Below are 13821 nucleotides of genomic sequence, written 5' to 3'. Positions count from 1 at the left end.
GTTAGTATCCCATATACATCTAATTTATATGCTCACGTGACTTTATATATTCGAAAATGAATATTAAACTTATTCCACAGGTGTTGCTGGTCGTGGTTCTGCTCGTGAGTGCAGTGAGTGGCGGCGCAGTCGCCCAGTCGGACAGCGGTGACGCTGACCTCTATGAATCCCTAGACGAGATGGTTCCGCTCTACAACGAGAACGCAGACAGCGTCGACCTCGGGCCGATCAGCCTCGCCGGTACCAGTAATATCTACATCGAAGACGGGGACTCCGAGATCACCTACTCGATCGTCATGGACGACGACAACCGCATCACAGAGATCGACGATAACCCCAGTGGGGATGCGAAACGCAAGATCACTACGGACCGAGCGACCGTCGAAGAACTCACCGCTGCAAGTAATCCCGCAGCAGCCTTCCGGGATGCGGTTGCAAACGACAATATCGTGATTACGGGCGAAGACGGCCAAACCATCGAGAAAGTCAAGTGGGTAGTCATCAACGTCTTCAAGGGCTTTTTCATCTAACCGATTTGGGCTCTTTTACGAGGTCGACAACACGGTCGACGTACGGACTCCAATCCCAACTGCGGTGTGGGCTGATTACCTGGTTCGAGGTGCTAAGGCCCCTTCCTCAAGGAGCGACCAGCGGGAGCGAGTAGGGAGAGGATACAGCACCGCTCACGGCTCCGGTGGATTTCCGCCATAGGCGTCGTGATCAGTATAAAAGTTCAGCATGGCAAATTTCAGCTTTTGCGGCTTGATGTCGACCAACTCCTTGCGTTCTTCGACCGGGAAGCTCTTGCGAACGCTGTATTTGCCCATATCGGCCTGTGTGTAGCGTTTGTCGGCCAGAATTCGCACGCCGAAATCCTCCGGTGATCGAATCACTCTCCCCAACGCCTGTCGCGTTTTGCGGATTGTCGGGATCTCGACGGCGTAGGCCCAGCCCGCATCCCGCGTGCGTCGACTGTCGCTGTAGGCCCGATTGTAGGCCTCTTGGACCGCCTCCATCCGCTCGGAGAGATGGGGGTACGGCACCCCAACGACCACGATGGTCCGGGCATCGTCGCCGTCGAAGCTCACCCCCTCGGCGAGCGTGCCCCACAACGAGGTACACAGCGTGGCATTGTCGCTGTCGACGAACCGTTTGCGTAGTTTCTCGGTCGAGCGGTCGGAGCCATCGAGCACTAGCGTTCCGAGGTCCTCGCTCCTGTTGCTGTCGTCGAGTCGGTCGTAGTACCGCTCGGACTCCGAGTACGAGGGGAAAAACAGCAGGGTGTTGCCGGGCGTAAACCGGATCACGTCCTGGAGCAGTTCGGTAATCGTCTCCTGAGTGTCGGGGTTGTCCCGCTCGCTGGCGAACAGCGCCGGTACCCTCGCGGCGTAGGTCCGGCGGTTGGCCTCGGGATAGCCGAGTTTGTAGGCCAGCCGCGCCGGTGAGTCGAGGCCGAGGACGTCCTCGGTCACGTCGAAGGGCCGCAGCGTCGCGCTCATCAGGATGCTCGCGTACACTTCGTCGAACAGTTCGCTTGTCACCTCGCGGGGAATACAGGTGTACAACTCGGCCCGCCCGTAGATCTCTTCTGTCGTGGCGTCCCGCCGGACACCGACCATCGGATGCTGGCCGAGTTCGTCGCCCTCTGACATCCAGGTGTTGATAAAGGTCGCCGCTTGGAGCGTCTGGCACTCGGCCCGCGTCGTCGCCTCGCCGTCCCTGTAGGCCTGTTCGTACTCCTCGTCGAGTACCTTCCCCAGTTGAACCGCAAGTTCGGCTTCGATACTGATCCCGCGGCCCTCGTAGCGACCCAAGAACGCCAGCGTCAGATCGTCTCGGCGGTCGCGGTTCGCCACCGCGAGATCGGTCCACTCGTCGCCGACCTTTCGAGAGTTGATCTTCGTGCCCAGCCCCTTGTCGTAGGTCGACTGTAGCGCGTCGAGAAACGCCTCGATCACGTTTCGAGCGGGCTCGGCACGCGAGTCGTCGAGGCCCTCCAGCTCGTCGAGCGCCGACTGGAGGGTGTTTTCGGTCAGCGTCCGCGTCGCGTGATCCCGGGCGGCGTCCTCGATGTTGTGGGCCTCGTCGAACACCGTGATCACGTCGCTCGGATCGCGGTCGAGCCATCGAAAGAACTGCTCGCGAATCATCGGATCCAGCAGGTGATGATAGTTGCAGACCACGAGGTCGACACCCTCCATGCCCTCCTTCAGGAGTTCGTAGCCACACAGTCCCTGCTCGTCGGCGTATTCGTACACGTCGTCGGGCGTCCGAACGTCATCAAAGAGCCACGAAAAAAACTCGTCGGTGTCGTCGACGAGGTTGTTGTAATAAAAGTCGCAGACGTTGCCGTCCTGGAGCTCCTCCAACTCGGCGTCGACCGAATCGAGCTCGTCCATCACCGCGCTTCGAGCCTCGATCGCACTCGAATCGCCCTCCGTGCTCGCCTCCAACAGTTCGCGCTGGCGGGCAGCGAGCTGGTTTTTGTCGTCTTCAGTCTCGACCAGTTTGCGGGTCGTATCCCGGAGGCTCTGGCACTCTTGGTACCCCACGTCGATATGGCACATCTTGGCTTTGCCTTTAAATACGACGGCGCGAATGGGCTCGGTGCGGGTGATCGCGCGGGCGTCTTCGACGAACTGGCGCATCTGTTGGTGGACGTTGGTCGTGATGACCACCGTTTTGTCGTGTTCGCGGGCGTATTCGAGCGCGGGCACGAGCGCCGAGAGCGTCTTGCCAGTGCCGGGTGCGCCCTCCAAGAGGACGTCTTGGCCGCTGCTCAGCGAGTTGGCGATCCGGTCAATCGCCTCGCGCTGGTTCGGGTACGGCGTTTCGTACGGAAAGAACCGTAGCTGGTCGTCTGCGGTTGCCACAGCCCCTTCTTTGGCCTCACTGGTTTAAAAGGTGTGGTGGCCGGGGTGAAAGTAGTCGACCGGTACCTGTGGCAGAACCAACCTGTCTCCAGTGTCTATTATCATTTCACCCGACGCGAGCGATGGCTTATGCGGCCGACGGCCGTGAGTGTGAGCTATGACCGTCGACGGCCTCGCCGAGTACGGGATGGAGCCGATGAGTGACGAAAACATTCAGAGCTTTCTGTCGAGTCAGAGCACCGGCGTGTTGGGGATTCCCACCGACGGACTCCCGATGCTACGGCCGCTGTCGTTTTGGTTCGATGGCGAGACCGCGCTCTACTTCGTCTACGTTCTCGGCGGCGAGAGCCGTAAACACGAGCTGAGCCAACGGGCCGAGACCGCCCGGTTTCTCGTCTACAGCGCCGAGACGCCGTTCATTTGGCGGAGCGTTCTGCTTTCGGGCTCGCTCAGTGAGGTTCCCGACAGCGAACTCACGTCGGTTCTCGACGAGATGGAGATCAGATGGCGACCCGAGGTGTTCAGACAGGCCAGCGTCGATGAACCCACCACCCTCTTTCGGTTCGAGATTCACGAACGCACCGGAATCAAACATCTCGGCCTTCCACCGGGAATCGAAGAGCCTCCCGTCGACGAGTAGCCGAGCGCCTCTGGGTTGGTCGGAACTGATGTCGACTTCTCGTGTGATACTGACTACCGCACATAGCTGTTGCGGTAGTGTGCGCCAGCAACGCCGAACTCAGGCAGGATTTTCCGGTACTTGCGCGTCGTTTCACCTGCAATGGCAACAAAAACCTCCACGCGAACGGCAACGGTAGTGAACCTCGCAGACTGGAAAGCGGGCGTCCTCGGCGGGCTGGGCGGCGGCCTTGTCTTCGGTGTCCTCATGTCGACGATGATGCCGGAGATCATCGCCGGGGCGATCCCCGGCCTGTACGGCTTCAGCGGCGGCGTCGCTGGCTGGACGATCCACATGGCCCACTCGGCAGTGTTGGGTGTACTCTTCGCTGGTTTCGCCCGCGCGGCCCCACAGTACACGAACACGTTCGGCAGGAGCCTCGGTGCAGGCATCGTCTACGGCATCGCCCTCTGGGCGATCCTCGGCGCGGTCGTCATGCCGCTGTGGGTCGGCGCAGTGCTGCCAGTGACCCCGCCGGTCCCCGATAGCAACCCGATGAGCCTCGTGGGTCACGTCGTCTACGGCGGCCTGCTCGGTGTGCTGTACGCCGCCTTCACCGAGTAAGTCGACCTACAATATCTACAATCAAATAGGTATTTGTACTATTTATGTCTAATTAGGCACTTCAAACTCAGTTTTCACCCGTTCGTCATGGCTTTCTGAACAAGAGTTTTTTATCGGCGGTTCTGATTTATGTTAGTATATAATGCACACACGAAAACAGTTGGAGACGATGTTCTGTCGGTGGACCTGTCCGCTCTGTAGTACAACGAGACTCTGTGTACGGACTCATTCGACGTGTCTGTCGACGATCAACAATCTTCGGACACATATCCGTGCGACCGATGACGCGGCTCATAGCGTTCAGGGTTCGTTTCCGAGCGAGATCGATCCCAGCGAACTCGATGCGTACGTCACCTGTCGACTCTGAGCAGGTGGTCGACTAGCCGAGCAGTTCGACGAGCAGGGCTTTTTGGGCGTGAAGCCGGTTTTCGGCCTGGTCCCAGACGATAGATCGGTCGCTCTCTAGGACGGAATCCGTAATTTCCTCGCCACGGTGGGCCGGTAGACAGTGCATCACTTTCGCGTCAGTGCCGTCCAAGAGTTCCTCGTTCAACTGGAACCCCTCGAAGGCCGCGAGTTTCTCTTCGCGTTCGTTCTCTTGGCCCATGCTCACCCATACGTCTGTGTAGATCACGTCTGCGCCCTCGATTGCTGCTTCTGGGTCGGTGTACACCTCGGGGGCCTCACCGAGTTCGCCCGCTCGGTCGATGACCGCGTCGTCCATCTCATAACCCACTGGCGTGGCGACCGTCAGGTCGACTCCCGCGAGCGCACACCCAATCGCGAACGACTGGCCGACGTTGTTGCCGTCGCCGACCCAGGCGACCTGGACGTCGTCGTCGAACTGCTCGCGGATCGTCAACAGATCTGCGAGGGTCTGACACGGGTGGGCGTCGTCGGTGAGCCCATTGATCACGGGCACGTCGGCGTATTCGGCCAGAATCTCGGCATCCTCGTGGGCGAAGAGGCGGGCCATAATGCCGTCGACGTACCGACCCATCGCGCGGGCGGTGTCTTTCAGCGGCTCGCCGTGGCCCAGTTGGATATCCTCAGGGCCCATGAAGATGGCGTGGCCATCCAGTTGGGTCATCCCCGTCTCGAAGGAGATCCGGGTTCGGGTGCTCGGCTTTTCGAACAGCATCCCCAGTGTTTGGTTCGACAGCTGGCTGTCGTCGTCGCCGTTTTTCAGTGCCGCCGCACGCGCCAGTACCGCGTCGACCTCGTCGGCCGACAGATCGTCGATATCGAGGAAGTTATTCGCCTTCATTGGGCTTGCTCCGTCGTCGTCTCGCCTGCTCCGTCTGTCTGTTCGACACCAAGCTGCTCGCAAACGTCGATCAGCACCGAAACCGAGCGGTCGAACTCAGTAAGTGAAAGATGTTCGTGAGGCGTGTGATCGAGGTTCGAATCACCGGGGCCGTAGCTGACGATTGGACAGCCCCACTCTTCGGCGTAGATGTTCATATCCGCCGTCCCGGTCTTTCGCAAGAGCCGAGGATCGCCGCCCTGTTTCCGGATCGCCACCCGAAACAGTCGGGCGACTTCGGTGCGGGGGCTGGTCATCACTGCCGGGATGAATTCGGTCCAGTTGACCGTCCCTGTCTCCAGTTCGGCATCGGAGAGTTCCCGGACCTCCTCGGGGGTGCGCTCGGGCGGCACCCGGAGTTGGAACTCCATGGTGGCGTCCATCGACAGCCCGTCGACCGAGACGCCGCCCTCAAACTCAACTGGTTTCGTCGTGACCTGCTCGAAAACCGGAATCCACTCATCAGGTTCAAAAACGTCTTCGACGCGTTCCCACCAGCTCATGGCGTGTTGGATCGCGTTCGGATCGGGCCGGGAGGTGTGGCCGGATTCACTCGTTGCGACGTAGGTTCCCTCAAGCAAGCCACGGTAGCCCAGCGTAATGCCGTCCCAGCCGGATGGCTCGCCGTTGATGATGGTCTCGGGAGCCTCACGGTTCTCGATGAGGTGCCACGCGCCGCGCGAGGTCGACTCCTCGCCGACGACTCCCACGAACGAGGCCCCTGTTTCCACTGCAGCAATCGCCATCGCGGCGAGTGGCCCCGTCGCATCGACGCTACCGCGGCCCCAGAGTTCCGCCCCCTCCTCGCCGTCTTTGATTTCGACCGGAATATCACCCGGCACCGTATCGATGTGTGAGGTGAGCAGGATCGTATCGTCACCGGGCGCGCGAACGTTGCCGATGTCGTCGATCCAGACCTCGCGGTCATGGTCCTCAAAAAAGGCCGCCAGTGCTTCGGCGGCCTCCGTTTCGTTGCCTGATACGGAGGGAATCGAGACGAGTTTCGTGAGGAGTTCGCGGCCCTCGGTGTCGACTGCGGGATGGTCGAGCACCGCGTCGGCGTCCGTTCCAACGGCCATCAGGAGAGTGCCTCCGTCAGTGCGTCGACGACCGCGTCGACGTGATCTTTCTGGATCGTCAGTGGCGGCAGGAATCGAACGACCGTCCGGCCTGCCGGGAGCGCCAACACCTGATGGTTGATAGCGAGATCACGCAGGACACGATTGGCCCCTCGTTTCACCTCGACACCGATCATCAGTCCGTTGCCGCGGATCTCCCGAACCGGAAGCTCGTGTTCCTCGGCGGCGGCTTCTATCTCGCTCATCATGTAGTCGCCCATCTCGGCAGCGTGGGCGGGAATCTCCTCGTCGACGAGTGTTTCGAGCGTCGCGTTCGATGCGGCAGCAACCACTGGCCCACCCGAAAAGGTCGAGCCATGATTCCCGCAGTCCTCGGCGATCCAGTCGGCACACAGCGTCGCGCCGAGCGGCATCCCGTTCGCAATCCCTTTCGCGCTCGTGAGAATGTCGGGAACCACCCCTGCCTGCTCGCAGGCCCACATGGTTCCCGTTCGGCCGACACCGGTCTGGATCTCGTCGAACACCAGCGCGGCTCCGGCCTCGGCGGTCACTTCGCGGGCAGTTTCGAGATACTCCACTGTCGCCGGATGAATGCCGCCTTCGCCCTGGACGGGTTCCAAAAAGACCGCTGCTGTGTCTTCGTCGACAACGTCTTGGAGTTCTTCCTCGTCGCCGTATGTGACGAACTCCACGTCGCCAGCGAGTGGCTCGAAGGGAGCCTTGTACTTCTTTTTCCAGGTCATCGCCAGTGCGCCCATCGTGCGGCCGTGGAACGCGCGCTTGGTGGCGACGATCTTCGAGTTCCCGGTCGCGCTCCGGGCGAACTTCATCGCGGCCTCGTTGGCTTCGGTCCCTGAGTTACAGAGCCACACCTTCGAGAGATCGCCCGGTGCGAGCTCTGCGAGTCTGTCGTACAGTTCGGTTCGGACGTCGACCGGATACGAGGCCTGGACGTAGGTCAGCGTCTCGGCTTGGTGCTGGATAGCCTCGGTCACGGCGGGATGGCTGTGGCCCAGCGGCGCGACCGCGTAGCTCGCGCCGAAATCCAGGTACTCGGTTCCGTCCTCGCTGTAGAGGAAGGGTCCTTCGCCGTGGTCGATGTCGATTGGTTTTTCCGAAAAGACGAAGCCACTCATTGGTCGGCCTCCGCTGGCTCTTCGGCGGTGTCCAGGACACTCCGGTGGATCGTCGTCCCGGTTCCGTCGAGGGCGTTGGTTACGGGCGTGTCACTGTTCGCATCGGCAATATATACTGCCGGTGAGCCACCGTCGAGTGCCTCGGTCGCTGCCATCACTTTCTTTGTCATAAATCCTTCTGCCGCCGCTTTTATATCATCTAACTCCGCGGGCGTCGACGCCGACTCGATCAGTGTCGACGGATTGTCCGGATCAGCGTAAATGCCGGTTACATCTGTCAGCATGATAAGCTCACCGCCGAGTGCGCCCGCAATCGCCGCGGCCGAGCGGTCGGCGTCGGCGTTGACCGGTGTGACTGAGCCGTCCTTGTTTTCGCCAGCCATTGGCACGCTCACCACGGGTGTGTAGCCGTCGCCGAGCAGCGACTCCAGGAGCCCGACGTTCACGTCGGTGATCTTCCCGGAGTGGTCGCCGCGTTTGATCTTCTTTTTGCCGTCCTCCAGGACGCGAACGGCCGACTTCCGCGGGCCGGTCAGCAGACCGCCGTCGACACCAGAGAGGCCGAGTGCGTCGACACCCGCGTTGCGAAACAGGGTTGTCAGCTCAGTGTTGAGTTTGCCCGCCATCACCATCTCGAAGACCTCGATGGTCTCTTCGTCGGTGAATCTGCCGGTGACGCCGCCGGGCGTTTCGACGTAGGTCGGCTCGATCCCCATGCGTTCGAGCGTTTCGTCGACCGCGGTCGAGCCGCCGTGGACGACCACGACCTCGCGGCCATCGCCGACGAGCGCCGCGATGTCGTCGACTGCGCCCTCGGGCTCTACGGCTTTCGCGCCGCCGATCTTCACCACGACCGGGGGCCGTCGGCCACCGTCGGAACGTAGTTGGTTCGCCTGGTGGGCGGCCGATTCGGTCGACTGGTCGTCTGTGCGCGGCTCGGAAATACGAGCATCACGCGCGTCTGTAGTGTATCCGGTCATAGTAAAATCCTAAACAGCCAGCGGTGCTATGGCGCGCCGACTGGGTGGAGGCCCATGAAATCGAGGCCCGCCGTTTCGTCGAGGCCGAGCGCGACGTTGGTGCCGTGGATCGCCTGGCCCGCCGAGCCTTTCATCATGTTGTCAATTGCAGAAAAGGCGACGATACGCTTGTTCGAGGGGTCGAGTTCGAAGCCGACCTCGCCGATGTTGGTCCCGGCGACCGCCTTCGGTTCGGGGTAGCGGTAGACGCCTCCGCCGCCCGCGACGAGTCGCATGAACGGCTCGTCCTCGTAGCTTCCGCGGTAGGCCTTCCAGAGGTCGCCCTTCGAGACGGGTGCGCCGGGAAAGACGTGGCAGGTGGCCGACGAACCGCGGATCATGTCGACCGCGTGTACGGTAAACGAAACCGAAATACCGAGGAACTGCTCGATTTCGGCCTCGTGACGGTGACTGATCGGCGCGTAGGGACGAACGACCGCTGAGCGTTCGGGGTGGCTCGAAGCCGCCCCGCCGCCCGCGCCGCCCTCCGAGGAGCCGACCTTGACGTCGACGACGATATCTTCGTCGCCCTCCAGGATTCCAGCGTCGAACAACGGTTTGAGGCCGAGAATCGTCGAGGCGGCATTGCAGCCGCCACTCGCGATCAGGTTCGCACCCGGCAATTCGTCGCGGGTCAATTCGGGAAGCGCGTAGACGCTCTTTTCGAGGTACTCGGGCGCGCTGTGGCCGTCGTACCACTCCTCATACTGTTCGGCAGTATTGAGTCGGAAGTCCGCCGAGAGATCGACGACCGTGTCGGCGTGCTCGTAGAACGAATCGATCTGTTCCATCGAGACGCCGTGTGGAGTCGCCGCGAACAGCACGTCGACCGATTCGAGGTCGTCAGGTGAACTGAACCGCAGATCGAGTTCGCGCAGGTTCGGGTGTGAGTGGCCGACCGTCTTGTTGGCTTTCGACCGGCTTGTCGCCTGTTGAATCTCGAAGTTCGGATGACCTGCAAGGAGGCGGAGGAGTTCGCCGCCAGTAAATCCGGTGCCGCCGATGACGCTCGCGGTGTAGGTTTCCCCGCCCGCCTCGGCGTCGTTTCCACTGCTCATGTGGTAGTAATTTCGTCAGTCTGCTTACTGGCTTTCGATTCCAGCCAGTCGACGACGGCCGCGGGAACGTCGATATCCACGCAGCTGTCGAGGGCTTTGAATTCGACGGTGTGGTTGACCTCGTGGACGGTGTACTCGCCGCTTTCGGGGCCGTCGACCTCCATGAGGTCGACGCCCAGTAGCCCCCCGCCCACTGCATCGCTGGCCTTTTTGACCAGTTCGAGGGCTGTGTCGTCAAGCTCGAAATCGTTGGTCTCGCCTCCCTTGGCGGCGTTGGTCAGCCAGTGATCCGAGCTTCGGGTCATCGCAGCGACCGGCTCGCCGTCAGTGGCCAAAACGCGAATATCGCGGCCGGGCTTGTCGACGAACTCCTGGATGTAGAACACCTTGTGCTCGTAGTGACCCAGGACCTTCTTGTGCTCCAGAATCGCCTCGGCGGCGCTCTTGGAGTCGATCTTGGCCATGAGTCGACCCCACGATCCCACAACGGGCTTGAGGACACAGGGATAGCCGAACGCCTCGATGGCCTCCATCGCCGAATCCGTGGTAAAGGCGACTTTTGTTTCTGGTGTGGGGACGCCTGCCGCATCGAGCGCGAGACTGTTTTTGGCCTTGTCGGCACAGACGTCGGCGGTCTCGGGACCGTTGACGACCGGGATGCCGTAGTGGTCGATAAACCGGGTCGCGTACAGCGACCGGCTCGTCGACAGACAGCGGTCGACGACGATATCGCAGTCTTGGATGTCGGCGGTCGTGCCATCGAGGCCGAACTGGTGTTTCCGGACGTCGATCTTTTCGATCTCGTGGTCCCGCTCCCGAAGCTCGCCCAGCAGGAGCTTTTCGTCCCGGCGAATCCGCGAATATAGAATCCCGACTTTCATATGAGTGTCATTGGATGCCCAAAACCGCCACTGGGCGGGTGTGTTTCTCGGTTCGGCTTACTCGCCCCAGTCTTCTTCCAGCTCAGGGGCTGGTTCGAGGACTGGCGGCTCCGTGTCGATGACTTCCAGTTCGGCACCACAGGTGCCGCAGTCGATGATCTCTCCAACTTCCAAATCGTCGTGTAGGGAAACCTCGGCCCCGCACTCCGGACATTCTGCGTCTGTCATATGCGTACCCACTCGTTGCCTACCTATATACTTAAACACATCGAACTTGTCCGAAAGTTTACAATAAACGGAGTAGCCACTCCGGGCGAATTATCGGGCGGCGCCGGTTCGTCGAAATTCTCGGTCGAATTTCATGTTGGACTGATTCCCCCAGATGGGGGTCGTCGGAGCCGGGTGAACGCTCGGTTGTGTACTGTTTCAGACATAGCTGTCGACCTCCTTGCTGAGGGCGGCGTCCGCAGCGTCCAGTGCGCCACGTTTGTCGGCCAACCGCTGGCTGTCGGCTGCCAGTTGCTCGCGTGCGCCCGCGATGGTTGCCTCGACGGCTCCGGCTGCTGGACCGCCCTTCGAATCGCGGCTGTCGACGCTCTGGGCCGGATCGAGGGCCGATTCGACGGCCGACTCCGCTATGTACTCGAATAGCGACTCGCCGAGTACCTCCTCGGTGGCCGCCTCAAGCAAGTCGGCCGAGACCTCGGTCTCGGCGTCTTCGGCTTTTTCGGCGGCGAGCGCGACGACCTCGTGGGCCGTCCGGAACGGCAGTCCGGCCATCGCCAAGAGATCGGCGATCCCGGTTGCGGTCGAAAAGCCTGCTCCGGCCTCGTCGGCCAGTAGCTCGGCGTTCCAACTCGTGGTCGAAACCGCACCCGCTGCCACGGCCGAGGCTTCGACGACGGCGTCGACCGCTCGAAACGTGTGGGGGTGGGCGCGCTGCAGATCGCGGTTGTAGGCCCGCGGGAGTCCTTTGAGCGTCGACAGCAGACCCGTCAGCTCCCCAATTGAGTCGCCCGCGACCGCGCGCGTAAGTTCGAGCGTATCGGGGTTCTTCTTCTGGGGCATGATCGACGAGGTCGAACTGTAGTCGTCCGACAGATCGACGTAGCCCTTGTTGGCGAAGATAATGACGTCCTCGGCCAGCCCCGAGAGCGTCGTGGCGTGGATCGCCAGCGCGGCTGTGGTCTCGGCGAGGAAGTCCCGTGCTGACGAGGCGTCCATCGAGTTGTCGACCACGCCGTCGAACCCGAGGAGGTCGGCGGTGCGCTCGCGATCGATATCGAACGGAGTGCCCGCGAACGCGGCCCCGCCAAGAGGTGACTCGTTGGTTCGGTCGTAGGCGTCCAGGAGCCGCGCGGTATCGCGGGCGACCGTCGAGGCGTACGACATGAGATAGTGGCCCACCGTGATCGGCTGGGCGGGCTGGAGATGCGTGTAGCCAGCCATCAGTGTGTCAGTGTGCTCGTCCGCCGCGTCGACCAGCGCCTCACGCAGTGCAAGCGTGGTTTCGACGGCTTCCAACAGGTCGGCGCGGAGCCGGTAGCGAATACAGGTCGCCACCTCGTCGTTGCGGCTCCGGGCGGTGTGCATCTTACCGCCGTCGGGACCGACACGGTCGATGACGGCCGATTCGATGGCTTCGTGAACGTCCTCGCCATCGGGGAGTTCGCCGTGGCCTGCGGTTTCGACATCGGCGAGCGCGTCGAGAATCGATCCGGCCTCATCGTCGCCGATGATCCCCTGTTCGGCGAGCATCACGACGTGGGCGCGGTCGACCGCGAGATCAGCCGCGAAAATCCGCGTGTCGCCAGCGAGACTCGACAGGAACTCGCGGGCGGGGCCGCCGCTGAAGCGGTCCCGGCGGACGACCGTTTCGTCGTCTGCTGTCGAGTCGTCGGTCATGGTTACTCGTCTGTTTCGTCGGCTGCCTTTTTGGCCTGTGCGGCGATGCGATCCTGGTAGCCGTGGTATTTGGCGACGCCCGTCGCGTCCTCCTGGGTGATCTTGCCGACCGTCTCAGTGTTGAACGAGGCCGCATCCGCGGAGTACACGGCGTATGGGCTGCTGCGCCCGACGACGCGGGCCTGGCCTCCCTCAAACCGAACTGTAACGGTGCCAGTGACTTTCGTCTGGGTTTCGCCGATGAAGCCCTCAAGCGCAGCGACGAGTGGGCCGTCGACGAGCCCTTCGTAGCCCTTCTGGCTCCACTCGTTGTCGACTTGCATCTTGAAGTCGCGTTCCTCTTTGGTGAGCACGAGCGATTCGAGATCCTTGTGTGCATTTAAAAGGGTTGTTGCGGCGGGGTGTTCGTAGTTCTCGCGCACCTTGAGACCGAGCATACGGTCTTCCATCGTGTCGGTCCGACCGACGCCGTAGCTTCCAGCGAGCTCGTTGAGTTCTTCGATGAGTTCGATCGGCTCGTACTCCTCGCCATTGAAGCCGACCGGATACCCCTCGTCGAACTCGAGTTCGATCTCTTCGGTCTCGCCGCTTGGGGCGGTGGTCCACTCGTAGATCTCCTCGCCGGGGACGTGGTCGGGTTCCTCCAGTTGGCCGCCCTCGATCGAGCGACTCCAGAGGTTGGTGTCGATCGACCAGGTGCCGTCGTTTCCGGCCTGAACGGGCAAGTCGCGCTCGGCGGCGTACTCGATCTCCCAGTCGCGGGTCATCCCCATCTCGCGGACGGGCGCGATGACTTCGAGATCCGAGGCGCGCCAGACGGCCTCAAAACGGAGCTGGTCGTTGCCTTTTCCTGTGCAGCCGTGGGCGATCCCGTCGCAGCCCTCTTCTTGGGCGACGCGGAGAATCGCTTTCGCGATCACTGGGCGGGCGAGCGCAGTCCCGAGCGGATAGCCCTGGTAGTCCGCGTTCGCGCGAACCGCATCGAAACACAGATCGGCGAACTCGGCTTTCGCGTCGACCACGTGATGGTCGAGATCGAGGGCTTCGGCCGTCTCGCGGGCCTCTTCGAACTCCTCGGCGGGTTGGCCGACGTCGACGGTGACGCCGATTACTTCGTCGTAGCCGTACTCCTCTTCGAGAACCGGCACACAGACGGTCGTATCCAGACCGCCACTGAACGCCAGTGCGACGCGCTTTGTCATTACTGAGACTCTGTGAGTTATGGGACTTAAATTCAGCGTTTCTATTTTCCGAAAATAGTGCTATACAGCAGGCTACGCGCCTGAAAATCGGATATCGGGAAGAACGAACTGACGGTCGG

14 protein-coding genes are annotated in these 13821 nt (G+C 61.7%); 4 read left to right on the top strand and 10 right to left on the bottom strand.

Annotation, left to right across the window (positions count from 1 at the left end; genetic code table 11):
* Nucleotides 1-56: 56 nt before the first annotated feature.
* Nucleotides 57-530 carry a hypothetical protein gene (locus tag O2S87_RS01185; RefSeq protein WP_475406970.1) on the top strand — a complete coding sequence of 158 codons (474 nt, stop codon included), beginning with the start codon at nucleotides 57-59 and terminating at the stop codon, nucleotides 528-530.
* Nucleotides 531-683: 153 nt separating this feature from the next.
* Here O2S87_RS01185 and O2S87_RS01180 read toward each other — a convergent pair whose 3' ends face one another.
* A complete protein-coding gene (locus O2S87_RS01180) occupies nucleotides 684-2873 on the bottom strand; it encodes an ATP-dependent DNA helicase (RefSeq protein ID WP_475406969.1) in 2190 nt (729 codons plus the stop codon).
* Nucleotides 2874-3030: 157 nt separating this feature from the next.
* Here O2S87_RS01180 and O2S87_RS01175 point away from each other — a divergent pair, with 157 nt between their 5' ends.
* The 3 genes from O2S87_RS01175 to O2S87_RS01165 all read left to right on the top strand — a co-directional run bounded on the left by O2S87_RS01175 (nucleotide 3031) and on the right by O2S87_RS01165 (nucleotide 4483).
* Entirely contained in the window at nucleotides 3031-3513 is a 483-nt protein-coding gene (locus O2S87_RS01175) for a pyridoxamine 5'-phosphate oxidase family protein (protein WP_475406968.1), read from the top strand.
* Nucleotides 3514-3654: 141 nt separating this feature from the next.
* Nucleotides 3655-4116, top strand: a complete 462-nt coding sequence (locus O2S87_RS01170; protein ID WP_475406967.1) for a histidine kinase — start codon at nucleotides 3655-3657, stop codon at nucleotides 4114-4116.
* Between the two features lie 142 nt (nucleotides 4117-4258).
* On the top strand, nucleotides 4259-4483 hold the full coding sequence (locus O2S87_RS01165; RefSeq protein WP_475406966.1) for a hypothetical protein: 225 nt from the start codon (nucleotides 4259-4261) through the stop codon (nucleotides 4481-4483).
* A gap of 12 nt (nucleotides 4484-4495) precedes the next feature.
* Here the strand turns inward: O2S87_RS01165 and argF are convergent, their stop codons facing one another.
* From argF to O2S87_RS01120, 9 genes are all read right to left on the bottom strand, one after another.
* The gene (argF, locus tag O2S87_RS01160) at nucleotides 4496-5383 is read right to left on the bottom strand and encodes an ornithine carbamoyltransferase (RefSeq protein WP_475406965.1); all 888 of its coding nucleotides are present in this window, start codon (nucleotides 5381-5383) and stop codon (nucleotides 4496-4498) included.
* Nucleotides 5380-6501, bottom strand: a complete 1122-nt coding sequence (locus O2S87_RS01155) for a [LysW]-lysine hydrolase (protein ID WP_475406964.1) — start codon at nucleotides 6499-6501, stop codon at nucleotides 5380-5382. The genes argF and O2S87_RS01155 overlap by 4 nt, the downstream gene beginning before the upstream one ends.
* Nucleotides 6501-7637: an aspartate aminotransferase family protein gene (locus tag O2S87_RS01150; protein ID WP_475406963.1), complete on the bottom strand. Its 1137-nt coding sequence runs from the start codon at nucleotides 7635-7637 to the stop codon at nucleotides 6501-6503. Before O2S87_RS01150 ends, O2S87_RS01155 begins: the two co-directional genes overlap by 1 nt.
* Entirely contained in the window at nucleotides 7634-8617 is a 984-nt protein-coding gene (locus O2S87_RS01145) for an acetylglutamate/acetylaminoadipate kinase (RefSeq protein ID WP_475406962.1), read from the bottom strand. Before O2S87_RS01145 ends, O2S87_RS01150 begins: the two co-directional genes overlap by 4 nt.
* 26 nt (nucleotides 8618-8643) lie before the next feature.
* Nucleotides 8644-9714 (bottom strand): N-acetyl-gamma-glutamyl-phosphate reductase, encoded by a 1071-nt coding sequence (argC, locus tag O2S87_RS01140; RefSeq protein WP_475406961.1) that lies wholly within the window; start codon nucleotides 9712-9714, stop codon nucleotides 8644-8646.
* Nucleotides 9711-10595: a lysine biosynthesis protein LysX gene (lysX, locus tag O2S87_RS01135; protein ID WP_475406960.1), complete on the bottom strand. Its 885-nt coding sequence runs from the start codon at nucleotides 10593-10595 to the stop codon at nucleotides 9711-9713. Before lysX ends, argC begins: the two co-directional genes overlap by 4 nt.
* A gap of 57 nt (nucleotides 10596-10652) precedes the next feature.
* On the bottom strand, nucleotides 10653-10823 hold the full coding sequence (gene lysW / locus O2S87_RS01130) for a lysine biosynthesis protein LysW (protein ID WP_475406959.1): 171 nt from the start codon (nucleotides 10821-10823) through the stop codon (nucleotides 10653-10655).
* Nucleotides 10824-11021: 198 nt separating this feature from the next.
* Nucleotides 11022-12500, bottom strand: coding sequence for an argininosuccinate lyase (argH, locus tag O2S87_RS01125; RefSeq protein ID WP_475406958.1), 1479 nt, complete (start codon nucleotides 12498-12500; stop codon nucleotides 11022-11024).
* 2 nt (nucleotides 12501-12502) lie between these two features.
* Nucleotides 12503-13702: an argininosuccinate synthase gene (locus O2S87_RS01120; protein ID WP_475406957.1), complete on the bottom strand. Its 1200-nt coding sequence runs from the start codon at nucleotides 13700-13702 to the stop codon at nucleotides 12503-12505.
* Between the last annotated feature and the right edge of the window lie 119 nt (nucleotides 13703-13821).

It is taken from the genome of Halohasta sp. A2 (assembly GCF_056175805.1).
The sequence above is the reverse complement of the archived record's forward strand: the minus strand, read 5'-3'. Positions and strand labels throughout refer to the sequence as shown.